We start from the raw sequence: 25,427 nt of genomic DNA, 5'->3' as shown, positions 1-25,427 counted from the left end.
TTAACATTTTATTTTTTGTTTTTTGATAAAAAAATAACTTTCTTTGAACATTAACAACCTCAAAACCAAACTAACACATATCAAAAAACATAGGAGATAAGCTATAGAAATTAAACATCTACAAATTAATTTTTAGCAAATAGTACGGGATTTAGTGTAGGTAAACCTATGAATTTACAATCATATAATGATCAGGACCTGGTAAAGGTATATATTGCCGGGAACGAGAATGGATTGCAGGAACTTTTAAAAAGACATAAAAGTAAAATTTATACCTCTATCTACTTATTGGTTAAAGACCAATATCTGGCGGAGGATATATTTCAGGATGCTTTTATCAAGGTGATCAATACCCTGCGATCTGGAAGATATAACGAAGAAGGTAAATTTTTACCTTGGGTAATGCGTATCGCACATAACCTGGTTATCGATTATTTCAGAAGAGAAAAGAGAACACCGATCATCACCAGTGCTGATGGAATGGATGTATTCAATATGCTACACTTTTATGATGAGAGCGCAGAGGATAAAATGCTTCGCGATCAAACCCATAAAGATTTAAAAGCGATGATCCATTTATTGCCGGATGAACAGAAAGAAGTGCTTTTGATGCGCCATTATGCCGATTTAAGCTTCAAAGAAATAGCAGATTTAACTGATGTTAGCATTAATACAGCCCTGGGCCGTATGCGCTATGCATTAAGCAATTTGCGTAAAATGCTTAAAACAAAAGAGATGACCTACAAAGGGTAGTAAAAATGTTACATAAAATTTTTTAGGGTTTGAAATAAAGCATCTCAACTATCGTTAAGTTTATAAAACTTATCACATTTATTTGCTTATGACAAAAACCTCTACACCACAAAACAATGTAAATTTACCTACACCTAACATGTTTCAGCCTAGAACTGATATTGAATCGGACGCAGAAATCGACTTATTTTATGATCAAATAAAAGGTAAGTTAGATAAACTGGCTAAAGATCCTCAAGATGAAACCATCAATAAGATTCTAGCATACAGCAGGTCACTATAAAATTTTCAGTTGTAAAAAGTTTGCTCCACAGGGTGGGGCAAACTTTTTTTTATGGAAAAAGGAAAAGTGAGGTGGTTCATTGGTCATTGGTTTATTAGTTATTGGCCCATGAGTCATTGGTTTATTTGTTAGTGCAAGCTTACCGGGTTATGCGTTAATAGTTCATTGGCGGATGGCCTAACCGATAAGGGCATAAACTATTGGGCTTTAAACCATGAGGATCTCATTATAAGCGCTCAAAAATTCAACCATGAACCAATCTGTCAATTAACTATTGCCTATCAGCCATGAAACATCCTACTACCGCTTAGCCCTCCCTCAGCCATCTCACATCTTCCATTTCACATCTTCCATCTTTCATCTTCCATCTTCCATCCCACATCTTCCATCTCTTATAAATGTCCCAATTTTTACAATCTCTACCATAAAAAGCCCTAACTTTGCATAGTGTAATTTTAACACTAAGGGCATAATGAACAAGAACTTACTTCCACTTACTTTAGGCGGCTTAGGCATCGGGATCACAGAATTTGTGATGATGGGCCTGTTGCCTGATATCTCAAAAGATTTAGCAGTAACCATTCCACAGGCCGGGCATTTAATCTCCGCCTATGCATTGGGTGTAGTAATTGGTGCCCCGTTATTAATTATAATTGCAGGCAAATATCCGCCAAAAATGATATTGATCGCTTTGATGATCATGTTCACCGTTTTTAACGCTTTCTCTGCTTTTGCCCCAACTTTTAATACTTTATTTATTGCCCGGTTACTTTCGGGTTTACCTCATGGTGCATTTTTCGGTGTAGGATCAGTAGTAGCCAGTAGAATTGCAGAGAAAGGGAAAGCTGCGCAAGCCGTATCACTCATGTTTATGGGTTTAACCATTGCCAATATTGTGGGCGTACCATTGGGCACCTTTATTGGACACAATTTCTCCTGGCGTATCTCTTTTGCAGTAGTGGTATTTGTAGGTTTGATAACTCTTTTAAGTTTAAAATTATGGCTTCCTGCTTTAGAGGCCACAAAAAACCGCGATTTAAAAGCAGAATTAAGTTTTTTCAAAAAAAGAGAAGCATGGATCATCATTTTCATGATCTCTATCGGAACCGGTGGGTTATTTACCTGGTACAGTTATATCGCACCGTTAATGACAGATGTTGCGGGTTTTTCAGCTGATGCCGTAACCTACATCTTAATGCTGGCCGGTTTGGGCATGATGTTCGGGAATTACATTGGTGGCAGACTTGCAGATAAGTTTTCTCCGGCAAAAGCATCCGCAGCTTTACTGCTCACTATGGTAGTTACCTTAACCATTGTACACTTTGTATCGGCGAGTCAGCCATTGGCTTTAATCATGACTTTTATTACCGGTGCGGTTGCTTTTTCGTTAGCTGCCCCAATCCAGATGTTGATGATCCAAAGTGCAAAAGGCTCCGAAATGCTGGCCGCCTCCGCCAGTCAGGCAAGTTTTAATATTGGTAATGCCTTAGGCGCGTTCTTCGGCGGACTTCCATTGGTTTACGGTTTCGATTATACGTCACCGGCTTATGTAGGCGCAGCCATGGCTTTGGTAGGCGCATTATTTGCCTTCTGGTTGATCAAAAGCAACCAGGGCGTAACCGAAAAGGTTAAAGTGGCGGCTACTTCTTTTCATTAATTTCGAATGACAGAATGAAAAATGATTGAATTAGAAAATACAAGTCATGCTCTCATTCAAAACTCAATCGTTCAAAATTGGTTGCCAGCTAATTTTTAGAAAATGAAAACAAGTACAGCTAGAAATAGTAAGTCCTGCTGTACACTATAGCCTCGCAGAAAAAAGCTCGGGCTGCTGTTTCCAACAGGTTTATTTTCAAGGGTCTGCGCCGTTCATAAAACCCAACACCAGAATATCCATTTCTTCTTTAATTTACATGCGCTTAATATTTTCTCTTTACCTGATCTCTTAGCCGGCCTAGTACCAAACCCACTGATATTCCATAAAATGACGCTACCTTATTTAAGTTTGCCGAAAAACCAGCAGTAACTGAAGCGGTCCCATCCAGATAAAGACCATACTTGATCTCAAATGGCAAACCAATTGGTCTCTTTCTGACCTTTTCATATACATAATTGCCAAAAAGGCATCCTCCCGGCCGGTCACAATCATCGTACAAAAATGCGCCCTGGCTGATGTGATTAGCCAGTGATAGGCCTGTACCAAATTTTAGATAATGATAACGGTTAAAAGTGTAATTTTTACCTACTAATATACTGACGTCGGAACTCCGCGGTTCGGGCAATCCACCAAAGTAAAATACCCTCATCCGTTTAACGCCTGATGTTTTAACTGATATATAATTGTTTCTTTGTTGCAGGTAGAAATCTAAATCGGTGTATAACCTCCTGTTTCCACCGCCGCCCAAACCAAAACCAAGACCGAAATAGGTTTTCCACTTTCGGTGTAAAGTATCCTGCTGTCCAAAAACCAAACCTGTAATGCAAAGGCAAAGTAAACTTAAAACATACTTTTTCATATCATTAAAGCATTTTACCACTAAATACAACGCCTAAACCCATAGAGGCAAAAGTTTTTTGCCTGTTCGCATTGCCGTTTACCGACAGAGAAACCCCGATACCATCAACAAAACGGTATATATACCTGGCTTCAGCAACAATTCCGGCCGAATTTTTCTGTATAATTTTATCCCTCATGGTATCGCTATTAGACTGATCGTACTTTTTAAGATCGGCAATTACAGCCACACCGCCACCAAATTCGAACCGATGATTGGAATTCGATTTAAGCCCTTTACCTAAAATCAGGGCAGCTTCCGAAAAACCGGGAACAGTTGTTTTCTGACCGTCAACATTTACCTCATATGTTTCTTGCATTATAGAAGAGATTTTAAACTTGAGATAAGAACCTGGTTTATGATAAGCGATGCACCCTGATAACAGTGGCTTTTCCAATGTCGCGGCACCAAACTCCAAACCACCACTTAAATGCCTAAAAAAATTATCATTTCCTTCCTGTGATTTAGCCACATCGACTAGCAGCGCTAAAACAAAAAATAAAAAAAGCTTTTTCATACTATTTTGAGTTTATTCTTTTGAAATGATAAGAAGTATTATAGGAATAACCGACAGTAAAAAAGAGTAGAATAGCGCCAGTATCGTCAATAGCATGATTTAGAATAAGGCTGCCATCTTTAGCTAAACCTATTCGGGTTTTCTCGCTTTTGGCCCCACCCAAAATGTAAGGGATGCCTTCTGACTTGGCATATTTATTCCCTAACAATAACAAACCCCGCGACTGTAATCTAAATGATAACCTTACCGAATCTTTAATCATGTCATTTTCTTTAAAAAGAAAGTTTACATGATCACCTGAAACCTGTACAACTACAGAATAATTGGCAAGTGTGTCAAAACCTATCCTACTTGCCCCAATATATTGATGTAATTGATGATTCTTTGATGAGCAAGCCTGCAGACCTGTTATTCCATTCTTCTTGTAAACTGAATCCGGATATAATTCATAAGTACCCGAAAGCATTGATAAGTTGCTTTCAGTCAATTTGACTTTGTGATGCCTGATAGGCCCGTCAGAGAACGAGGCGCAGCCCGATAGAAAATAAAAGCAGGCAAACGCTGAAATAGCAGTTATGTTTTTTTGATTCAATCCAAGGGTCGCACCCGCTGGAATTGTGAAGGTTGAGCATTGTCTATCCATTTGATGTGGTTTAAATTTGTTGATCAAATCTATTACATCAAAAATTCTGGAATTAATCTTATAGATTATAGCTATATTTATAACAAATTCATGAGAATATATACAACCAAATTAAGCAGCGAAAGATTATCTTTAAAAAATTAACCAGCTTAAACAAACTAATCGGATAAAAAAAATCGCAATGATTCACCTAAAAATTAATCTTTATGGATAATCAGCAAGTATCATTTTTTCAGGCCATCAGAGCGGCCCTGCCCGAATACCAGAACCTGGCGCTGAGTGTAGCCGAAGAATTGGGGATCAGCACGAACGAGGCTTATAAAAAAATAAGAGGAGACAGCAACCTTACCTTTCAACAGCTCATCAAACTTTCTGACTGTTTCGATGTCCCATTTCTTTACAGTCCGAAAAAATCTTTGTCGGTTACCTTTAATTATTTAAGCGTAAACGAAGATCTGGATATGGTGAACTACCTGCGCAATCTGCTGAAGAACCTTAAAAACATTAAAAAAAGCAAGGAAAAACACATTACCATCACGACAGATGACATTCCCTTATTTCATTTTTTCAAGTACCCTGAACTTACCAGCTTCAAACTCTTCTTTTGGGCAAATAGTGCCAGTAACCTCAGCATTCCGTTTAGCGCTTCTTTCCTGTCTGATGAAATTATTAAAATTTCGCAGGAGCTCCATTCCACTTATCTGGAAATACCAAGTACCGAAATATGGTCTAAAGATACCGTAACCGGCACACTCGAACAGATCAGGTATGCATTCGAAGCCGGCCATCTTACGGATACTGAACTGGCTGTAAAAATTGTAGAACAGGTAAGGTATTGCCTTACCGATATGAATATGTATGCCATTAGCAGCAAAAAAACCATCGACCCTAACCATACCTTTAACTGGTACAACTGCGATGTATTGGGAAGCATCGCTTATCTGGTTGATTTTAAAGAACGCATGGCCTGCTACAACAGGTTTAATACTTTTAATTATCTAAGAACCGAAGACCAGGCCTATTGCAAACAAACCAAACAATGGATGCAGGGTCTGATTATGAAATCGGTTTCTTTTAGCGGTCAGGGTGAAAAACACCGCAATAAATATCTGTATAATGCCTTTGCCGAATGCGACAAGTTGTTGAGGGAGATAACGAATGGTTAGCTTAATAATTAAGCGTTAAGCCTGCGCCAAAGCCCATATCACTATCATAGTGGGCAGAAATACCCATGTATTTAGTGGTGATGAATTTAAGTCCACCCATAAATTCTTTATCACTGTTAACCATAAAACTTGCCCTTAGTCGCTTAGAAACCGGTATATCTTCCCTCATGAGCTGCAAGCGGATATTACCATCATGGTACACTTCTGCCTGTGCGATAACCAACATGGGTAAGGTATAAGCAAGCCCCAAACTAAACATGCTTCTTTTATCTTTTGTGCTTTTCTGGCCAAAAATATTGGTTTCGGGTTCACCAGCTTCCATCTTCCGATACCGCCAATCAAAACCCACAAAGGGCATTAACCATTGCATTTTATCTACATACCGGCCAATATGGGTTTCGGTTTCAAAACCGTGCATTTTATTATAACCCAATCGCCATTCGGCTCCAATGCTCCAGCGCGTATTGGCCAACATAGCCATACCGTCGTTTCCATTACTGGCAAAATCATTTTCAGCCATAAAATGAAACATCCTGTCATCAGCAAAAAGTTTTCGCTGTGCCAGTTTAGGGTTCGGGATTTCGGGGTTTAACGGTGAGTTTTCATAGCTAAAAATCTTACCCATTCCGCTCATCATGTGGTACAAAATATGGCAGTGAAAAAACCAGTCGCCACTTTCTGAAGCACGAAACTCGATGGTATCGCGTTCCATGGGCATAATATCGATTACATTTTTTAAAGGTGCGTGATCACCCTGGCCATTGATTACCCTGAAATCATGTCCGTGAAGGTGCATAGGGTGCCGCATCATGCTGTTGTTATATAAAATAATCCGAAGGTTTTCGCCCTTTTTAATGAGGATTTTATCTTCTTCAGAAATCGTTTTATGATCCAGGGTCCAAACATAACGGTTCATGTTACCCGTTAACTGAAACTCCATCTGCCGGATGGGTGCTTTCGGCAGAACCGTTTTTTCAGGCGCGCGCAGCATATCGTAATTTAATGTTGTGATGGGTGCTTTCATGCCATGTTTATCACCCATATTATGGTCTTGATGTGCTTCAGCATCAACAACAGCATTTGTCCCCACATCATCCAGCTCAGCATACATGACGGCATTCATATCCATCACCTGGTTCTGCATTTTCATGCCGCCCATCTGCACCAGATTGCCGTTCATATCCATCATTTCGTTCATCATTTTCATGCCTTCGAAATATTTCAGTCTGGGCAGTTTCTGAGCCGGCACTTTCTGCCCGTTGCCCAGCCACAATGAAGCCGATCCGGTGCGGTCTTCAGGTGTGACCAAAAACTCGTAGCTTTTATTTTCAGGAATAGTGACGATTACGTCATAGGTTTCGGATACAGCTATCATCAGCCGGTCTACTTCTACCGGCACTACATCGTTACCATCATTGGCTACTACGGTTATTTTACCGCCGGCATAAGTGAGCCAGAAATAGCTGGATGCGCCCCCGTTAGCCAAGCGCAACCTTAGCTTATCGCCTGCCTTGAGCTTGTTCGGTACCTGGTACTGATTTTTTCCGTTGACTAAAAAAGCTTCGTAATATACATCACTCACATCCATGGCAGTCATTCGTTTCAGTTCGTTGGTGAGTTTGGTTTTAAAATGTCCGCCTTTTATGGCTTCAGCATAACTTTGTGTTGTACCTTTCTTAATGGCGAACCAATCGTTCGCATTGTGCAATCTCCTGTCCACTTCATGAGGTTTCATATTGGTCCACTCACTTAGAACAACAGGTACAGTAGGTATGGCCGGCTCTTTTCTTTTATTTAAAATCATTGCGCCATACATGCCAATCTGCTCCTGCAAACCAGAGTGGCTATGGTACCAATGGGTGCCGTTCTGTATGATAGGAAAACGGTAAACATGGGTTTCATTTGGTTTGATGGGCATTTGGGTTAAATAAGGAACGCCATCGTATCGGTTAGGCAAAAATAGCCCGTGCCAATGCAATGAGGTTGACTCTTTTAGCCTGTTGTGCACATGTATTTCTGCGGTATCGCCTTCGGTAAAGGTGAGTGTTGGCATGGGTATCTGTCCGTTCACCGCAATGGCGCGCTTAGGCTTCCCGCCAAAAGTTACGGTTGTATCGGCCACATATAAATCATAGCGCACAACCCCTGGCGACCTGCCAGTGCTTAAAGTTCTTACATTACTTGCTTTATGGGAAGCTTTTTTGGGCTCAGCTGCTTTTACCTCGTTATGCTGATGCTGGCCAAAAGCAAAACTATGGAGCAAAATACTAAGGCAACAAACTAAAATAAATTTCATTTTGTAGCGTGTGTTTTATTTCAATACTTCGGCAACTTTACCACAGCTTAACATTTTATTACCATAATATGGATTTTTTATCACTTCACTTTCACTTAACCAATAGCTTTTCTTCATCGGACAATAAACATAATAAACAGGCTTATCGTTCAGTTTTACCGTTTTTACCAAGGCATAAAAATCAGTTGATAAAGAAGTGAAATGATCTCTTTGGTGTTCAATATCTTTACTTTCGGCAACGTGTTCGGCATCAAATAATATCTTATCTCGAAACACTTTTGAAGCATTGGTTTTTTCATTGGCTTTTAGCGCATCAATTAATGCCGTAGCCCTGGTGCCAGCCACACTTGCATTGCTGCCAATCAAGGCATCGGTAAGTTCGTAATAAGCTTGTAAAGGGTTAACCGATGTGGCTTTTTCCTGAGCTGATACACTGCCTGCCATAATTAGTACAATAACCTGGATCGTACATAATTTAAATAAGGTTTTCATTGTGTGTTTAAATTTTAAACAAAGCTAGTGGCATGGCCTTCCCCGATGTTATACTTTTACAGAAAATGTTTACATAATTATTACCCTAATGCAGGGCTAGGGATTTAGCGTTAATCGATTGTCGATAAGAGATTTTACAATGATTCTTCAACTGGATTACCTTGAAAGATTCCAATACAAGGGTTGTTATCTCAACAGGAGCAACGCAAAGTGGGAGAGATATTGGGAACTGTATTACAAAAATCGCGCTACTGCGATTGAAATGGCAAACCACAGTTTTACCATAACCCCAATTCTTCCATCTTACCTTTTCCATCTTACTTTTTCCATCTTACCTTTTCCATCTTACATCACCCACCTTGCAATTTGCACCTTGCATTTTCCATCTTTAGCCTATATTTGCACATGCTTAAAAAAGAACGCTACAAACTTTTTGTAGAACATTTTTCGGCCAAGCAGCCTGATGCAGAAACCGAGTTACATTACAACAACCCTTATCAGCTTTTGGTAGCGGTAATCCTTTCGGCACAATGTACCGACAAAAGGGTGAATATGGTAACGCCTGCTCTTTTTCAGCGCTTTCCTAACGCTAAAGCTTTGGCCGAAGCTACGCCCGATATTGTTTTCGATTACATCAGCAGTATCAGTTATCCCAACAACAAAGCAAGACACCTGGTGGGCATGGCCCATATTCTGCTAAACGAATTTAACGACGTGGTGCCTTCAGGGATTGAAGATTTACAAAAAATGCCGGGCGTTGGCCGTAAAACAGCCAATGTAATTGCATCTGTAATTTACAACGCACCGGCAATGGCGGTTGATACCCACGTTTTCCGTGTGGCCAACCGGCTGGGTTTAACCAACGGCAAAACGCCATTGGCAGTTGAAAAGGATTTGGTTAAAAACCTTCCTGAACACGACATCCATATTGCACACCATTGGCTGATCCTGCACGGGCGTTATGTTTGTGTAGCACGGAACCCCAAATGTGATGTTTGTGAAATCACCTATATGTGCAGGTATTTTGAACGTTTAACCGCACAAAACGAGAGGGACAAATTAAAAGCTTAAAAAATATTTTCACTTTACTATTGACATTAGCCAAAAAACATTTAACTTAGCTAAATATTTTAGCATTATAAATATCAACATTTGAGCATATTAGCCGATAATCAATTATATTTACGCAATCAATGAAAAAAGAAATGAGCACTGCAAATCCAGATAAATTAAAAGCCCTGCAACTTACTTTAGATAAACTAGAGAAATCCTACGGAAAAGGTACCATCATGAAACTTGGCGATACGGCCATTGAACCAATAGATTTTATATCTACCGGATCAATCAGTTTAGATATCGCTTTGGGTATTGGCGGTATTCCAAAAGGCCGTGTAATTGAAATTTATGGTCCGGAGTCTTCTGGTAAAACAACTTTGGCTACACATATTATTGCCGAGGCACAGAAAAAAGGCGGTATTGCAGCTTTTATTGATGCAGAGCATGCTTTTGATCAGTTTTATGCAAAGAAATTAGGCGTAGATACAGATAACTTATTAATCTCTCAACCCGATAACGGTGAGCAGGCATTAGAAATTGCCGATAACTTAATCCGTTCTGGTGCTATAGATGTAATTGTAATCGACTCTGTTGCGGCGTTGGTGCCTAAAAGTGAAATTGAAGGCGAAATGGGCGACAGTAAAATGGGTTTACATGCCCGTTTAATGAGTCAGGCTTTACGTAAATTAACCGGAACAATTTCAAAAACCGGATGTTGCTGTATCTTTATTAACCAGCTGCGTGATAAAATCGGGGTAATGTTCGGCAACCCTGAAACCACAACTGGTGGTAATGCTTTGAAATTTTATGCATCGGTACGTTTAGATATCCGCCGTATTTCACAAATCAAGGATTCTGATGAAGTTTCTGGTAACCGCGTTAAAGTAAAAATTGTTAAAAATAAAGTGGCTCCTCCCTTCCGTATTGCAGAATTCGATGTGATGTTTGGTGAAGGGATTTCTAAAAATGGCGAGATTATCGACTTAGGTGTTGATTTTGGCATCATCAAAAAAGCAGGTTCATGGTTCTCTTACGGAGATACCAAACTAGGTCAGGGTAGAGATGCTGTAAAACAATTGTTAAGCGACAACCCGGAACTTGCAGAAGAACTGGAAATTAAGATTAAAGCAGAAGTAACCGGTGAGCATCTGGCAGAAAAATAAGCCTGATCAGTTCCCCTTCAACATAAAAAAAGCGTCCCAATTTTTAAATTGTGACGCTTTTTTTATTTTAGGACTGGAAATCTCGGTTAATAACTAACCGAAATGCCAAAGTTTACTGAAGTACCTCTCCCTTTTGAATAGAAACCAGGCTGCATAAACCATTGGGCCCTTGCCGGAAAATAATCCTGGTTAAAAATATTGTCTACACCCAAAGTAAGCCTGGTATTCTTTTTAACCTGATAAATCCCCGCAAAACTGAATAAATGATATGCGTTAACAGCGCCTTCGTTCCCATTATATATACCGTTGCTGTTTTTCTCAAACCTATTACGCGAATTGATGCCGGTATAGTTCAATGTCAAATCCAATACCTTTAACGGACTATAGCTGACTGAAGCCGTAACTTTTGGTGCCGAAATACGGCGGCCATTAAGATACAAGTCACCCGCATCATTAAACTTTCCATTTTTGTCGATATCGCGCTTGCCTTCTGTATAACTGTAACTTGCAGCTAAACCCAACTGATCAAACAGCTGGTAATCGGCTGCCAACTCAAAACCATAAATTTTTTCAGGGTTTCTGGCTGTATTAAATAAACCTGTAGCAGGATCATAAACCACTTCAATCCCCAGCTTGGATGTACTGATGTATCCCGATGCAGAAAATGTTAATCCGGCAATTTTACTTTCAAAACCCGCTTCATAGTTATTAACCTTTACCGCATCGGTATTGATCTTATCAATGCTGTTTACTTTGGCATCACGTAATGCCAGGCCAATATCCATCACAGAAAAACCCTGAGAGAAACTTACAAAGGGGCTGAACACATTAAATTGGTTATACCTTAAACCTGCATTAAAAAGATAAGTACTGTATTTTAAAGTACCACCGGTTACCTCAAAAGATGGGGTAATGGTTGCATTGTTTGCGCCTGTAGTTCGTAAGGTACGGTAATCATCAACGGCAATATTTACATTTTCGTAACGCAGACCTGTTTTAAATACCAGTTTGCTCAAAATATTAAAATCTGCCTGCGCAAAAGGTGCCATATTGGTCATATCCATTGTGGGCACCCATACTCTACCATCAACCAGTGGCTGTGCGGTTTTATCTTTCATGAAATCTGCACCATAGGCCAGATTCATCTTCAAAAAATTGAGGTTTAGCACTGGTGTTTCCAGAAATAAACGTGCCCCCCGTTTATCATTTTTGGCCAGCGACTGGCCGTTACCTCCGTCAAAACGACCTAAGGAAACATAGAATACATCCTTACGGGTTTCGTAATAGAGATCTGCATGTAAACTCGAATGCAAAAATGTACTATCGATTTTATACGATAGATTTAGATTATGATTATAATCAACACCGGTTGGAATCCCTAATGGTTTTCCCAACACACCTGTTGCTTTTTGACCGGTGGCCAGATTACCGTTTACCAAAGTGAAATTACTGTTCTGCAAACTGCTGTAGGTATTATAGGTAAGCTGGATCCGTTGATTTTTTGCAGGCATGTAACCGAACTTGGCAAAAGCATTATAACTATCAGTTTCGCCTAAACTATAGTTGGGTCCAACTACATCACCTTTGGCATCTTTATATTCTCCGGTTTGCTCATACATTCCACTCACCACGTAATCAAATTTACCCAGTTTCCCATAAAACATCTGGTTAATCCTGCCGCCTTCGGAGTTTTTGACTTTAACCAAAGATCCGTTTAAGTTAAGCTGGGTTTTACCTGCAAACCTGGCAGCTGTATCCGGAACCATGGTGATATAATTTACCAGACCTCCGGCAGCGCCATTACCATAAATGGCTGTAGCCCCTTTTACCACTTCTATGCGCTCAAGTACCGATGGGTCTATCGACCTTAAATCCACTTCAGCATTTCTTAGTGGCGAGGATTGAGACACACCATCTATCATCACCAGCATTGGGCGGCCCCGTAAATTCTGCCCTACATTATTCCCGGTTTGTGCTGTAGGCGCAAAACCAGGCACCTGATTAGCGAGTATTGTACTTAAATCGGGTACAATGGCCATTTCTTTCTCCAGTTTCTTTTTATTTACAATACTTACTGAAGCGGTAATGTTTTTGATGTTTTCCGGCTTTCTTGAAGTCGAAATCAACACATCATCTAAAGTATTGGGAACTGGTTCCAATGTTAAATTGATAATAGTATCCGCTTTTACTGCAGCAATTTGCTGTGTAGTTGTTTGATAGCCAACTGCATCTAACCTTATATTAAATGGAATGCCACTTTTGATATAAAACGAGTAATAACCTTTGCTATCGGCCTGTACTTTCTGGCCCGGTAAAGAGAGGGTTGCGTAGGGAATTTCATTTCTTTTATCCTTGATGTGCCCTTCAATCTTCACGTTTTGGCCCTGCGCCAAAAGAAGATTACACATCAGAATGGTAACGATCAGTATAATTTTTTTCATCTATCTTTAATTTTTGACAAAGATAGAAAACAGATGCTAATAAGAATAGGTCTAAATAAGAATAAGAAGCTTTTTGATTAATTCTGGCTAAAAATTGCACTGAAATCTTTGGTTACGTAGACAATAACCAGCAGTGCTGCAATAAGTAAAGCGCCCAGGATAATCACACCCCAGCTTCCTTTAAGTTTGTTTTTATCCTTTCTGATCAACCAGTACAACAGGCCGATTAAAGGTATCGCACAAACAATCCAAAATATTAATGATGCTCCAGTCATATATGTATTTAATTTAATAGTTTTTATTGGTCCGAGGTCGGGTGTCCGAAGTCGAAAGTTAAGGTGTTAATCCATTCCAGGGGGCTATAATCCAATCAGTTTTTGTACGCAGTTTTCAGTTCACAGTTGCCGGTCTCCAGTTTTCAATCTATATGCTTTAAGAACTATAATCCGCTAAGCAGGCGTAATCCTGAACTAGTTCCAGGATTTTATCCACAGAATTAATCATACTGAAGTCCTTCGATTCATAATATGGAGACGTTAGACAATTGGTTATAAACCATTGACTAATGAACCCATGACCAATAAACCAACTTTAAAACTCCATCCGTGCCATTGGTGAAACATCCTGCCCTACAAAATCCTTTTTCAGGTACTTCTGGTAACCTGCAATGGCAATCATACCCGCATTATCCGTACAATATTGAAATGCCGGAATATAAATTTTCCAACCCAGTTCATCGGCAGTTTTTTGCAGTCCATTCCGTAAACCAGAGTTTGCAGAAACACCTCCCGCAATAGCTATTTCTTTAATTCCGTACTGCTTTGCAGCTTTCTTTAATTTATTGAGCAAAATCTGTACAATACTATGTTGAACTGATGCACAAATATCAGCTAAATTATCGGCAATAAAATTGGGATTTTCTTGCTCTTGCTTCCTGATAAAATAGAGAATAGAAGTTTTAAAACCACTAAAACTAAAGTTCAGATCGGCAATTTGTGGTTCGGCAAACTTAAATGCCAAAGGATTTCCATTTTGTGCATGTTTATCAATCAGTGGTCCGCCGGGATAAGGCAAGGCCAATAATTTAGCGGTTTTATCAAAAGCTTCACCAGCAGCATCATCCAATGTTTCGCCCACAATTTCCATATCAAAATAGTCCTTTACCAGCACAATTTGCGTATGCCCGCCGGAAACGGTTAAACAAATAAAAGGAAAACCCGGCTTAGGATCATCAATAAAATGTGCCAGGATATGCGCATGCATATGATTAACAGAAATTAATGGTATATTTAAAGCTAATGCAAAAGATTTAGCAAAAGAAACACCAACCAATAATGACCCTAAAAGGCCTGGCCCTCGTGTAAAAGCTACAGCACTAATGTCCTGTTTTGTAACTTTTGCAATCATTAAAGCTTGTTGTACGGCAGGCACAATATTTTGCTGATGTACCCTTGAAGCTAATTCAGGTATAACACCACCATAATTTTGATGAATTGTTTGGTTTGCAATAACATTGGCAGTAATTTTGCCGTTGTTACAAATAGCAACGGATGTATCATCGCAAGAAGACTCGATAGCAAGTATAACAGACAAATTATTAATATTTAAGCTGCAAAATTATTAAAAAACTATTTAAAATACTCCTTTGGGTAATTGCATCAATAATTTTGCTGCTTGCGCTTCTTATTTTCTCACTACAATTTAAGCCTGTTCAAACCTATTTTGCACAACGGGCTGCTGCATACCTGTCTAAAGAACTTAATACCACTATATCAATCAAGAGTCTTTACATCAAACCATTTAAGTCTATCGTACTCGAAGATTTATTGGTTTTAGATCTACAAAAAGACACTTTATTGAGCACGCCACAATTTATGGTCGATATTAATCGATTATCCATTGATAAAAAGATCATCGATATCAATACCGTTCAAATTAATGATGGTCAGTTTTTCCTAAAGGATTTCAAAGATAAGTCTTCTAATCTCGATTTCATCATCAACTACTTCGATTCTGGTAAACCTAAGGTAAAGAAAAAGAAAAGCAAGCCTTTTGACGTAAACCTGGGCCGCCTCATTTTAAACAAGTTTGCTTTCAGATATATTAACTATAACGCAAAAGATACCACCCAGGGTTCAAGTGTAAACTTTGATAACGTAAACGTTAAACAGCTGAGCGGAATTTTTGAAGGGTTGGATACCAAGAAGCACTTGTTAAAAACCAATATCAAAAACTTAACTTTTAAAGAGCGCAGCGGATTTTACCTTAAAAATTTAACGGCGCAAACCACGGTTGACAGTAATGCCATCGAGTTAAAAAACCTATTGCTCGAAACCAATCAGAGCCGTCTGACCAATTACTATCAAATGCGGTTTAAAAGCTTTAAAGATTTTAACCAATACATCGATAATGTACGGATGAAGGCCATCTTTAAAGATAGCCATATTACTTCAAGAGATGTTGCGTTTTTTGCTCCTGAATTAAAAACCATGAAACTCGACCTGGATGTTGATGGCCAGATTACGGGTTTAGTGAATAACCTTAAAGCCAAAAAGCTCTCCATAAGAACAGGAAAGGCCACGCACATTAAAGGCGATTTTATTTTAAAGGGGCTGCCAAAATGGAAAGAAACCTTTATGGACCTGAACATCGAGATGGCTGGCACAAACAAAGCCGATCTTGAGCAAGTGCTGGCAGGCATTACCAACAGCAAAAAGCAAATGGTTCCGGTAATTGTAAAGAAATTTGGCAATATTAACTTTAACGGAAGTTTTACGGGCTTTCAGAACGATTTTATTGCCTACGGTGAATTTAAAACGAAACTGGGCCGGGTTGTTTCTGACGTGAACATGAAAATCGATCAAAAGGATGTTCCTTCATATACCGGAAACGTAAAAACATACGATTTTAACATCGGCGATCTTTTAGACGAAAAGAGCCTGGGCCGGATCAGTTCTTCCTTATATGTGAAAGGGCGTGGTACGGAACTGAAAGATTTAACCGAAAAAATCAATGGCGACATCGCTTACATCGACTTTAATAAATACAGGTACCGTAACGTAAAGATTGATGGCACCTTCGATAAAAAATATTTTGATGGCAAACTGAGCATTAACGACCGGAACGTTAAGCTGGTATTTGACGGGGGTGTTAACCTGAACCCTAAATTACCTGTATTTAATTTTAATGCGACCATTTCTAAGGCACGATTGAAAGCCTTAAAATTATTGAAAGATTCATTAATGGTTGATGCCAAATTTACCACCAATTTTTCGGGCACCAACCTGAATAATATATCGGGCAAATTATTGATTCAAGAGATCAGGCTGCAAAACCCGAAAGGCACTTACAGCGTAGATTCGGTACAGTTAATGGCCAATGGCACAGGCGCTAACCGCGTGCTCGATATCCGCTCAGACATTTTAGACGCCAGTATTAAAGGTGAATATGATTTAAACTCTATTGCTTCTTACTATAAGGCTATTGCCAAAACGTATATCCCTTCCTTAAAAGCAGACATTATAAAGTACAATAAGCAGATTTTCCAGTTTAACCTTCAGGTTAAAAAATTCGAACCGCTTGCGCAGATACTGGCGCCGGGCCTGGAACTGGAAGAAGGCGCTACCTTAACGGGAGATTTCGATTCGCGCAATAATACTGCCACACTAAATGGTTTTGTGAAGAAATTAAAATACAATGGTATTGTCGTAAACAATATTATCCTCGATGAAAATACCACCACACAACAGCTTCAACTGATTGTAACTTCCGATCGCGTGCAGCTTAACGACAGTTTGTTCATTAAAGATGTAAACATTTCCAACATCCTGCGGAACGATAGTTTGGCCTTCAACGTAAAAATGTCTAACACCGATGAAGATAATCAGCTCGACTTAAACGGATTGGTAGAATTTACCAAAAACCAGGATACTACCGCAAGGTTAAGCGTATTGCCATCTATCTTAAAAATCAATAATGAAGAATGGCGTATCCAGGAGAAAGTACGCATCGTGCTGAACAATGGTAAAACCGAGATCAGTAATTTCGATTTAACCAATGGAAAACAGCAGGTTACTATTGACGGATTAATTTCTGAAGACCCAAAAGACCTGATTAGTGTTGGATTTAAAGATTTTAGCTTAAAAACGCTTAACCCTTTTACCAAAAGTTTTGGTGTTAAACTAGGTGGAAATGTTAACGGGAAGACTGATTTATTCGGCGTATTAAAAACACTTCGGGTAACTGATGACCTAAAGGTTGATTCGTTAAACTTTAATGATATTTATATTGGTACCTTAACAGATACTTCATCATATAGCAATGAAAGTCAAAAACTTAATGTATTTACCCGCATTGTGGCCGATAATACGGAGAATTTTAAGCTGACCGGAAATCTTGACCTAAAAGAAAAAGAAATCGACCTTGCCATAAAAATGGACGACAGCAAACTTACTGTGCTTGAGCCATTTGTGAAACAACTCGTATCCAAGTTAAAAGGAAACATTTCAGCTGACTTAACGGTAAAAGGTAAGTTAGACAAGCCGGAAATTAACGGGACTTTATCGTTAAATAAAGGGGAGCTGATGGTAAACTACCTTAAAACCACTTATGTCATTACCGATAAAGTAGAAGTAAATAACAGTGTAATCAAGCTTGAAGATTTTGTACTTAAAGATCTTGAAGGCCATGAAGCTACCGCAAATGGTAGCGTAGATTTAAACGACATCAACTACCCAACATTGAACGTAAAGGTGAATGCCAACAGTTTAATGGCCTTAAATACTACCGCAAAAGATAATTCTATTTATTATGGTCGTGCATATGGTACAGGTGTATTTACGTTTACAGGACCTACCAATAAAATGAAGATTGATATTAAGGCGAAAACGGAAAAGGGAACTGTATTTAACCTGCCATTAAACAGTTCTGAAACCGTATCGGATAAAGACTTCATTAATTTTGTAAGCCGCGATTCGACGGCGCTGGTTAAGAAAAAAACCAACTTTGATGGTTTAACCTTAAGTTTCAAACTAACCATTGATCCAAATACGACGGCAAACATATACACCACCCTGGGTAATTTAAGTGGCAAAGGTAATGCCGAGCTGAGCTTAAACATCAATAGTTTTGGCGATTTTGAAATGTCTGGAGATTATATTATCGAGACCGGAAGTTTCGATTTTACAGCGCAGGAGGTCATCAACAAAAAATTCGAAATCAGACAAGGTGGAACCATCCGCTGGACAGGTAACCCTACTGCCGCGCAGATTAACTTAAAGGCAGTATATGCTTTAAGGGCAAGCTTAAATGACCTTTACAAGGCGGCAAACCGCGATGCCAGCAGCAATGCCAATCAAAGGGTAAATACCGAGGTAGAAATGGGCCTAACGGGTTTACTGCTAAAACCTGATATTAAACTTGACATTAATTTCCCTGCACAACCTTCCATTAAAGAAGAATTGCAAACCTATTTAAGCGATCAGAATAATCTGAACCTGCAGGCTTTCAGTTTAATCATCAGAAGAAGTTTTGCACCGGGCAATGGCGGGCAGTCAATTGGAAACCAGTTGAGTTCAACGGCTACCAGTACCGCTACCGAATTGGTATTTAATCAGTTTAACAACGTGCTTTCTTCGTTAAACTTAAACTTTGTCGATCTGAACGTACGTTCATTAAGCGAGGCCAATGCATCGTTTAAATTCTTTAATGATCGTTTAATTATTAATGCTGGTATTGTAGACCGAAACAGTGTGAACGATTTTACCGTGATCGATTTCTCTAAAGATAATGTGGGCAGAGAGGTGGAAGCCCTATTCCTGATTAAAAAAGATGGAAGCTTGACGATGAAAGCGGCAAATAAACCACCTACGCAACAGAGTATATTCTTAAACAGCGGGATCAGTCCAACCGCAAACGTCACCTCCTTCGGTTTGGTGTATACACAACAGTTTGATACGTTTAAGGAATTTGTTCAGAAAATTTCTGGTGCTTACCGCCGGAACCTGAAAAGAAAACAAAGCCAGACGCCTGTTAAGACGAATAAATCGATCAACAAAGAAGCGATTATTAATCAAACTAAGGGGAATCAGAAGAGGTAATATTGGTTGTGTTAGTTTATTGGTCATTGTTTTATTAGGGCGTTGTTCATCACTAATAATTTTTCTGCTGAAAAGCTAATTTTCAGTATATAAAGATCCTTCACTGCGTTCAGGATGACAATTGGTTCTTATCTGCTGTCATTCTGAATGAAATGAAGAATCTTTACCAGAAGAAATATCAACTTCATTACCTAGCAAATTAGTAATCGCCAAAGCTTATGATTCACTCAAGACTTAAATGATCTAATATTCCTTAAATTTAGGAGCCTAACTGAATCGCGATAGCGCCGCCAAATAAAAGATCCTTCACTGCGTTCAGGATGACAATTAATTTTTAGAAGCTGTCATTCTGAATGAAATGAAGAATCTTTAACAGAAGAACTACCAACTTCATTACCTATAATTTATGCTTGTAAAACGTGTCCATATAGATTTCTCCACTCCGTTTCACTTCGGTCGAAAGGACGATTAAATAAAGTGTGAACCGATTAGACTATCAATAGCTAATTCACCTCTTAAGACATAAACTAAAAAAGCCAATATTGAACTGTAGTTCCATATTGGCTCTTCTTATTGGTCATTAGGTTTAAGCTAGGAAAACACCCAACTCTAAGCTCTCAACTCCAAACTCAATTATCCTTTCATAATCGAATGGCCCATTTTATCTCTTTTGGTGGTTAAATAACGTTCGTTATGTACGTTACTTGCAATTTCGATCGGAATGTTTTCTACCACTTCTAAGCCATAACCAATTAAACCTGCCCTTTTGGTTGGGTTATTGGTCATTAAACGCATTTTAGTTACCCCTTCTGATCGTAAGATCTGCGCGCCGACACCGTAATCGCGTTCATCGCCTTTAAAACCCAGCTTAATATTGGCTTCAACCGTATCAAAACCTGCATCCTGCAAGTTATAAGAACGTAACTTATTAATCAGCCCTATACCCCTACCTTCCTGGTTCATGTATACCACAATACCTTTACCTTCTTTTTCGATCATTTCTAATGCCTTGTGCAACTGTGGACCGCAATCGCAACGGCAAGATCCAAAAATATCGCCCGTTACACAAGAGCTGTGTACGCGTGCCAAAATAGGCTCGTTGGCATCCCATTCACCTTTAGAAATGGCTAAATGCGTAGCGTTATTATCCAACTGCGTATAAGCCGTCATTTTAAAATCGCCCCAATTGGTAGGCAAATCAATACTAACTTCCTGTTTAATTAAACTGTCTATCTTTAAACGATAGGCAATTAAATCTTCAATGGATATAATTTTTAACTGGTGTTGCTCTGCAATTTTAAATAAATCCGGAAGTCTGGCCATTTCGCCATCTTCTTTTAATATCTCTACCAGTAAACCCGCAGGTTTCATACCGGCCAAACGGGCTAAATCTACAGCAGCTTCTGTATGACCTGCGCGACGGATTACACCACCATCTTTGGCTATTAAAGGGAAAATATGACCTGGTCTGCCCAACTCTTCAGGATCGGTTTTAGGGTTAACCAAAGCGAGCATCGTTTTAGAGCGGTCGCTTGCCGAAATGCCGGTAGTACAACCATGACCAACCAAATCTACCGAAACCGTAAAATTAGTTTCGTAAGCCGCTGTATTTTTACCCACCATCAGGTTAAGATTTAACTCTTTACAACGTTCTTCTGTTAAAGGGGCACAGATTAAACCACGGCCGTAAGTAGCCATAAAATTAATGATCTCGGGCGTTGCATTTTCAGCTGCCGTTAAAAAATCACCTTCGTTCTCTCTATTCTCATCATCTACAACAATAATTACTTTACCAGCTTTTATATCTGCGATGGCCTCTTCTATTGTGTTTAATTTTGTTTGCATTTTATAAGCATTATGGGGCAATGGCGTATAAGACATACTAAAATGGCTTTATACTACAAACAATAACCCGTACAAATGTACAACCTTATTTGAGCAATATTTGGATTAAAATATCATCTGTAAGTAAAGGAAAAGGCCTATTTTTCTTTCTTTTTAAACAACTTAAGAATGAGTTGCTTATAATAGTCTACATCAAACAATGCCGAATCTACTGTAGCCTTATAGGTTAAAAAGGCAGCCAGGGGCGACAGTACAATCACTGCAATCCACATACCGAATATTGGGTTCAAATTGCCTTCACGAGCTGATTTTTCGGCTACTGTGGTGATAATATGGTACACCAGGAAGAAACAAATAGCCACCACAACCGGCAAACCCATCCCTCCTTTTCTTATGATGGCTCCTAAAGGTGCGCCAATGAAAAACAACAGGATGCAGGATGCTGCCAGCGTGAATTTACGCTGATACTCTACTGTGGCAAAAATAATTTCGCCGGTTAAATCAGTTTGACGCGGCCCCCAATTGGGTACATGTTGCATAATGTTTGCAACTGTATTATTTGCACCCTCAAGGGCCATTTTCCGAGATCCATTCGGAATACTCTTTAATATGACGTCGTTAATCTCTTTCGGAACGGCTTTTACACTGGTATAACCCCTGGTAACATTAAATTGCTTAAAGTTGCTGTTGAGGTTGGCCACCGTACGCATTTTCATTGTATCCAATTGCTTCGTGAGTGAGTCTCGCTTTTTTACAATCCCTTTCAGGTTTAACATGGGTGTACTGTTTCCGAAAGCATTGGGATCGGTTGTACTGCCATCAAAAGAAGACATATCGAAACGGGGAGCAGTTTCTTTGAAACGGTTTCTTGTAAAAATCTGCCTTGGGTTGTACATGCCATTTTTCGCAGCCTGTTCTTCGTACTGTACGCCATTTTTAAGGTTAAGCACCAAAAATTTACCATCGGCAGTTTTATTCATTTTTCCCTCTCTGGCCAGAATTACTTTCGGAATACCATTATTTTCACGGTGATCGTAAATCATGATATTGTGCAGCGTACCGTCCTCTTCTTTCGAATCCACACGAATGGCATAACCCGGAATGTCATTATTAAAAACCCCTGGCTTGATCAAAAATGAAAGTTTTTTGTTTCTGATATCATACAATAGCGAACCAAATTTGAGGTTGGCTTTGGGCAGCATGTAATTGGCAAAAAAGAAGGAGGCGACAGTGAGCATCAAAATGACTACAAGCAAGGGGCGCATGGCTTTCTGCAAAGAAATACCTGCTGATTTGATGGCTACCAGCTCGTAATTTTCGCCCAGGGTACCAAAAGTCATGATGGAAGAAAGCAATACGGAGAGCGGAAGCGCCATGGATACGTTAGCAGCCGAGGCATAATACATCAGTTCCAGAATGGTATACCATTCGAACCCTTTTCCAATTAAATCATCAATCCATTTAAACAGAAAAAACATTAACAGAATAAACATCATAACAAAAAATGTTGCTATGAATGGCTTCACAAATGCTTTTATTAATAGAAGATGTATTTTTTTCACCTTACAAAGGTAAACAATACGAAGATAATATTACGCACCCAAAACGCTAATCAGGTAATCGATCTGGTTATCCCAGATTGATTTTTTCTCGGCTAAAAGCTCATCGGTCGTAAAATCAGTAATGGAAAGGGCAACATCATTGGTTAGCTCATCCTGCACAATTTCCATCTCAAAATAACATTGAGGTTCATCATCCAGCCACTTAAATTTAACCAGTTTATTTTCTTTTATGGAAACCAGTTTTGCTTTTTGTTGCTCATCATCCCACGTAAAAGTATATACCTGATCGCGAAAATTCACATCGTCCGCAAACCATTGCGATAAGCCGTTCGGCTCACTGATAAAACTATATAATATTCTTGGTGACGATCTAACTTCGTACTCTAGTGTAAATTTTTTCTTTTCTGCCATATTAGTACACTACCAGGATAATTTCCGGACATTTTTTTAATATTCTTTTGCTAAAGAAAGGTAATTTATTCTATATCTGCAACAATATAATTTTTATTGGTTCCAGGTTGTGCAATGGTTCATTTGCCAATGGTTCATTGGTCATTAGTTCATTGGTGACTTGTCATCAGTCATTGGGCATTAGTCACTGGCCATTACCTCGTTAGTTTATGCCGGCAGGCTATATTGATGACGAATCTGAGGCGCTGATTGATTAATCGACTCCAAATTTCTACTCCACATATGCCACACAAACTCATAACAAAACCGGAAGCTTGTATGAACCGTATAGCGTTAAGAAAAAAGATGCCGTGAACTGAACAATTGCAGGGATAAAAACAGCACTAAACATTATCTAAAAAGCTGTCCTATAGACCTTTTATCAGATAAGGAATTTGTTTTTGGACTGAACCGATATGAACATTATATATCTTACCTGGCTAAAAAGGTGGGGAATTGTTGAAATCTGTTAAGATATAGGACTGATTAACTGTTTAACCACTAAATCTGTGCTAAAAGGCCAGCTTATAGACTTTTACCATATAAAAGCTTTATTTTTCGATTAAACCGATATGGGCCCTATATGCCTCAAATGGTTAAACGAAGACTGATTAATTGGTCAATTGGCTTCAATTGTCCATTCCTAAAAAAAGTTTACATAGAAAGTTTTTCAAAAGAAAAAAACATTATGATAAGAGCAAAAGCACTTAAAGGTAAGGGTGGTCGTGAATCTATCCATTCTGATAGTTTCCGAATCCAGGTTGCATTAGAATATCTGGATGGATCGTTCAGCCAATCGCAAATTGAGAAAAAATATGGACTTGCGGAAAAATCCGTATATCGTTTCGTAAATTGGTACAAAGAAAACCAGATCGCCACTATGGATCAACACCCACCTGAGCAGGAACTATGCGCTAACAGTTCCGCAGATCAACGAGCACTTGAGAAAAAATTAGCGCTTGCAGAGCTGAAGATTGCCGCACTTGAAAAAGTTATTGCGATGGCCAACCATGAGTATAACACTGACCTTAAAAAAAAAGCTGCTACCAAGTGATGGCTGAACTACGCGGAACACGCCGATATTACAGTATTGATAATCTCTGCTGGGCATTTGGCTATACCAGACAGGCCTGGTACAACCATGTTAAAAGATCAGAACTTCAGTCCTTTCAGGAACACATCGTACTTCAAAGAATAAAAGAGATCAGAAATGATCTGCCAAAAACAGGTTGCATTAAGCTTTATAAAGAACTCAATAATGGGTTCTTGCAGACCTTAGGGATAGCTATGGGCAGAGATGCTGTATTTGAACTTGTCCGTGAAAATGGTATGCTAATAAAGACTAGAAAACGGTATGCGGTAACAACCAATTCATTTCACAGATACCGGATACATCCAGATCTGGTGCAGCGCAGGCATGCGGAACGGGCGGAAGAAATATGGGTGAGCGATATTACCTATATCACTACGATGAGCGGTTTTACCTATCTGTCCCTAATTACAGATGCATACTCAAGAAAGATAGTTGGCCATTACCTATCCACAAACCTGAAAGCTTCGGGTTGCCTAAAAGCACTTGATAAGGCGGTACTGTCCAGACTATATCCAGAAAGCAAATTGATACACCATTCTGACAGGGGAACGCAGTATTGTTGTGATGATTATGTTGGACAACTCAAAAAAAAGGAAATCAGAATCAGTATGACCCAGACTGGTAGCCCTTATGATAATGCCATCGCTGAGCGGGTTAATGGAATACTCAAAACAGAATTTGATCTCTACCAAACCTTTAAGTCACATAGCCAAGCCAGTGCAGCAATAGACCATGCAATCTATAAATATAATAACCTAAGGCTACATGCAAGTTGCAACTACCTAACACCAGAAAATACACACAATGAGCAAAAAGTAAATCAAAATAAAATAAATCAAACCCATGTAAACAAGTATCAGGAAGAAAACATAACATTGTAAACCCAATACAGTAAAAACAAATTCGATAGTAAACACAAATCAGTAATAAGACTTTTTACTGTAAACTTATTCCAGTATAGGACAAATACAAGAAACACCAGATTCCCTTACCTATTCTTTACCATTTGTTTAC

The 25,427-nt window shown here is 39.1% G+C and carries 19 protein-coding genes; 8 read left to right on the top strand and 11 right to left on the bottom strand.

The features are described from left to right. Window positions 1-168: 168 nt before the first annotated feature. Both ABEG20_RS00530 and ABEG20_RS00525 read left to right on the top strand, forming a co-directional pair. Window positions 169-753, top strand: a complete 585-nt coding sequence (locus ABEG20_RS00530; RefSeq protein ID WP_406825469.1) for an RNA polymerase sigma factor — start codon at window positions 169-171, stop codon at window positions 751-753. A gap of 755 nt (window positions 754-1,508) precedes the next feature. Further along, entirely contained in the window at window positions 1,509-2,693 is a 1,185-nt protein-coding gene (locus tag ABEG20_RS00525; RefSeq protein WP_406825468.1) for an MFS transporter, read from the top strand. A gap of 262 nt (window positions 2,694-2,955) precedes the next feature. On the opposite strand, the gene ABEG20_RS00520 is transcribed toward ABEG20_RS00525, so the two are convergent. The 3 genes from ABEG20_RS00520 to ABEG20_RS00510 are packed head-to-tail and all read right to left on the bottom strand — an operon-like array spanning window position 2,956 to window position 4,595. Then, window positions 2,956-3,552 (bottom strand): hypothetical protein, encoded by a 597-nt coding sequence (locus ABEG20_RS00520; protein ID WP_406825467.1) that lies wholly within the window; start codon window positions 3,550-3,552, stop codon window positions 2,956-2,958. 4 nt (window positions 3,553-3,556) lie between these two features. Next, window positions 3,557-4,108: a hypothetical protein gene (locus ABEG20_RS00515; protein WP_406825466.1), complete on the bottom strand. Its 552-nt coding sequence runs from the start codon at window positions 4,106-4,108 to the stop codon at window positions 3,557-3,559. Between the two features lies 1 nt (window position 4,109). Next, the gene (locus ABEG20_RS00510) at window positions 4,110-4,595 is read right to left on the bottom strand and encodes a hypothetical protein (RefSeq protein ID WP_406825465.1); all 486 of its coding nucleotides are present in this window, start codon (window positions 4,593-4,595) and stop codon (window positions 4,110-4,112) included. A 362-nt stretch (window positions 4,596-4,957) separates the two neighbouring features. Between ABEG20_RS00510 and ABEG20_RS00505 the strand changes: the two genes are divergently transcribed. Beyond that, window positions 4,958-5,917 carry a hypothetical protein gene (locus ABEG20_RS00505; protein ID WP_406825464.1) on the top strand — a complete coding sequence of 320 codons (960 nt, stop codon included), beginning with the start codon at window positions 4,958-4,960 and terminating at the stop codon, window positions 5,915-5,917. Between the two features lies 1 nt (window position 5,918). On the opposite strand, the gene ABEG20_RS00500 is transcribed toward ABEG20_RS00505, so the two are convergent. Together ABEG20_RS00500 and ABEG20_RS00495 are read right to left on the bottom strand one after the other, a co-directional pair. Then, window positions 5,919-8,213 carry a multicopper oxidase domain-containing protein gene (locus tag ABEG20_RS00500; protein WP_406825463.1) on the bottom strand — a complete coding sequence of 765 codons (2,295 nt, stop codon included), beginning with the start codon at window positions 8,211-8,213 and terminating at the stop codon, window positions 5,919-5,921. Window positions 8,214-8,228: 15 nt separating this feature from the next. After that, complete coding sequence (locus tag ABEG20_RS00495; RefSeq protein ID WP_406825462.1) at window positions 8,229-8,705, bottom strand: DUF3347 domain-containing protein; 477 nt, start codon at window positions 8,703-8,705, stop codon at window positions 8,229-8,231. 405 nt (window positions 8,706-9,110) lie between these two features. Here ABEG20_RS00495 and nth point away from each other — a divergent pair, with 405 nt between their 5' ends. Next, the gene (gene nth, locus ABEG20_RS00490) at window positions 9,111-9,776 is read left to right on the top strand and encodes an endonuclease III (RefSeq protein ID WP_406825461.1); all 666 of its coding nucleotides are present in this window, start codon (window positions 9,111-9,113) and stop codon (window positions 9,774-9,776) included. A gap of 134 nt (window positions 9,777-9,910) precedes the next feature. Next, the gene (gene recA, locus ABEG20_RS00485) at window positions 9,911-10,924 is read left to right on the top strand and encodes a recombinase RecA (protein WP_113950465.1); all 1,014 of its coding nucleotides are present in this window, start codon (window positions 9,911-9,913) and stop codon (window positions 10,922-10,924) included. A gap of 86 nt (window positions 10,925-11,010) precedes the next feature. Here the strand turns inward: recA and ABEG20_RS00480 are convergent, their stop codons facing one another. The 3 genes from ABEG20_RS00480 to tsaD all read right to left on the bottom strand — a co-directional run bounded on the left by ABEG20_RS00480 (window position 11,011) and on the right by tsaD (window position 14,958). After that, window positions 11,011-13,365 (bottom strand): TonB-dependent receptor, encoded by a 2,355-nt coding sequence (locus tag ABEG20_RS00480; RefSeq protein ID WP_406825460.1) that lies wholly within the window; start codon window positions 13,363-13,365, stop codon window positions 11,011-11,013. A 77-nt stretch (window positions 13,366-13,442) separates the two neighbouring features. Then, window positions 13,443-13,640 carry a hypothetical protein gene (locus tag ABEG20_RS00475; protein WP_406825459.1) on the bottom strand — a complete coding sequence of 66 codons (198 nt, stop codon included), beginning with the start codon at window positions 13,638-13,640 and terminating at the stop codon, window positions 13,443-13,445. A gap of 316 nt (window positions 13,641-13,956) precedes the next feature. Then, window positions 13,957-14,958: a tRNA (adenosine(37)-N6)-threonylcarbamoyltransferase complex transferase subunit TsaD gene (gene tsaD / locus ABEG20_RS00470; protein WP_406825458.1), complete on the bottom strand. Its 1,002-nt coding sequence runs from the start codon at window positions 14,956-14,958 to the stop codon at window positions 13,957-13,959. A gap of 74 nt (window positions 14,959-15,032) precedes the next feature. On the opposite strand from tsaD, the gene ABEG20_RS00465 reads away from it, so the two are divergent. Then, window positions 15,033-19,463 (top strand): translocation/assembly module TamB domain-containing protein, encoded by a 4,431-nt coding sequence (locus ABEG20_RS00465; RefSeq protein ID WP_406825457.1) that lies wholly within the window; start codon window positions 15,033-15,035, stop codon window positions 19,461-19,463. 633 nt (window positions 19,464-20,096) lie between these two features. Here the strand turns inward: ABEG20_RS00465 and ABEG20_RS00460 are convergent. The 3 genes from ABEG20_RS00460 to ABEG20_RS00450 all read right to left on the bottom strand — a co-directional run bounded on the left by ABEG20_RS00460 (window position 20,097) and on the right by ABEG20_RS00450 (window position 23,281). Continuing rightward, window positions 20,097-21,308, bottom strand: a complete 1,212-nt coding sequence (locus ABEG20_RS00460; RefSeq protein WP_406825456.1) for a bifunctional 3,4-dihydroxy-2-butanone-4-phosphate synthase/GTP cyclohydrolase II — start codon at window positions 21,306-21,308, stop codon at window positions 20,097-20,099. Between the two features lie 137 nt (window positions 21,309-21,445). Then, complete coding sequence (locus tag ABEG20_RS00455) at window positions 21,446-22,870, bottom strand: LptF/LptG family permease (RefSeq protein WP_406825455.1); 1,425 nt, start codon at window positions 22,868-22,870, stop codon at window positions 21,446-21,448. 30 nt (window positions 22,871-22,900) lie between these two features. Next, the gene (locus ABEG20_RS00450) at window positions 22,901-23,281 is read right to left on the bottom strand and encodes an START-like domain-containing protein (RefSeq protein ID WP_406825454.1); all 381 of its coding nucleotides are present in this window, start codon (window positions 23,279-23,281) and stop codon (window positions 22,901-22,903) included. Window positions 23,282-23,903: 622 nt separating this feature from the next. On the opposite strand from ABEG20_RS00450, the gene ABEG20_RS00445 reads away from it, so the two are divergent. Together ABEG20_RS00445 and ABEG20_RS00440 are read left to right on the top strand one after the other, a co-directional pair. Next, entirely contained in the window at window positions 23,904-24,374 is a 471-nt protein-coding gene (locus tag ABEG20_RS00445; protein ID WP_406825453.1) for a helix-turn-helix domain-containing protein, read from the top strand. Then, a complete protein-coding gene (locus ABEG20_RS00440) occupies window positions 24,374-25,294 on the top strand; it encodes an IS3 family transposase (protein ID WP_406825452.1) in 921 nt (306 codons plus the stop codon). Before ABEG20_RS00445 ends, ABEG20_RS00440 begins: the two co-directional genes overlap by 1 nt. The last annotated feature ends 133 nt before the right edge of the window (window positions 25,295-25,427 follow it).

This window comes from Pedobacter sp. KACC 23697, from assembly GCF_045348445.1.
Lineage (GTDB): Bacteria > Bacteroidota > Bacteroidia > Sphingobacteriales > Sphingobacteriaceae > Pedobacter.
This window is presented reverse-complemented; position numbering and strand designations above follow the sequence as displayed.

Bases quoted from the DNA above. Each gene is read 5' to 3' on its own strand.
- ABEG20_RS00530 (WP_406825469.1), top strand. From the start codon at position 169: ATGAATTTACAATCATATAATGATCAGGACCTGGTAAAGGTATATATT.
- ABEG20_RS00525 (WP_406825468.1), top strand. From the start codon at position 1,509: ATGAACAAGAACTTACTTCCACTTACTTTAGGCGGCTTAGGCATCGGG.
- ABEG20_RS00520 (WP_406825467.1), bottom strand. From the start codon at position 3,552: ATGAAAAAGTATGTTTTAAGTTTACTTTGCCTTTGCATTACAGGTTTG.
- ABEG20_RS00515 (WP_406825466.1), bottom strand. From the start codon at position 4,108: ATGAAAAAGCTTTTTTTATTTTTTGTTTTAGCGCTGCTAGTCGATGTG.
- ABEG20_RS00505 (WP_406825464.1), top strand. From the start codon at position 4,958: ATGGATAATCAGCAAGTATCATTTTTTCAGGCCATCAGAGCGGCCCTG.
- ABEG20_RS00500 (WP_406825463.1), bottom strand. From the start codon at position 8,213: ATGAAATTTATTTTAGTTTGTTGCCTTAGTATTTTGCTCCATAGTTTT.
- ABEG20_RS00495 (WP_406825462.1), bottom strand. From the start codon at position 8,705: ATGAAAACCTTATTTAAATTATGTACGATCCAGGTTATTGTACTAATT.
- nth (WP_406825461.1), top strand. From the start codon at position 9,111: ATGCTTAAAAAAGAACGCTACAAACTTTTTGTAGAACATTTTTCGGCC.
- recA (WP_113950465.1), top strand. From the start codon at position 9,911: ATGAGCACTGCAAATCCAGATAAATTAAAAGCCCTGCAACTTACTTTA.
- ABEG20_RS00480 (WP_406825460.1), bottom strand. From the start codon at position 13,365: ATGAAAAAAATTATACTGATCGTTACCATTCTGATGTGTAATCTTCTT.
- ABEG20_RS00475 (WP_406825459.1), bottom strand. From the start codon at position 13,640: ATGACTGGAGCATCATTAATATTTTGGATTGTTTGTGCGATACCTTTA.
- ABEG20_RS00460 (WP_406825456.1), bottom strand. From the start codon at position 21,308: ATGCAAACAAAATTAAACACAATAGAAGAGGCCATCGCAGATATAAAA.
- ABEG20_RS00450 (WP_406825454.1), bottom strand. From the start codon at position 23,281: ATGGCAGAAAAGAAAAAATTTACACTAGAGTACGAAGTTAGATCGTCA.
- ABEG20_RS00445 (WP_406825453.1), top strand. From the start codon at position 23,904: ATGCCTCAAATGGTTAAACGAAGACTGATTAATTGGTCAATTGGCTTC.
- ABEG20_RS00440 (WP_406825452.1), top strand. From the start codon at position 24,374: ATGGCTGAACTACGCGGAACACGCCGATATTACAGTATTGATAATCTC.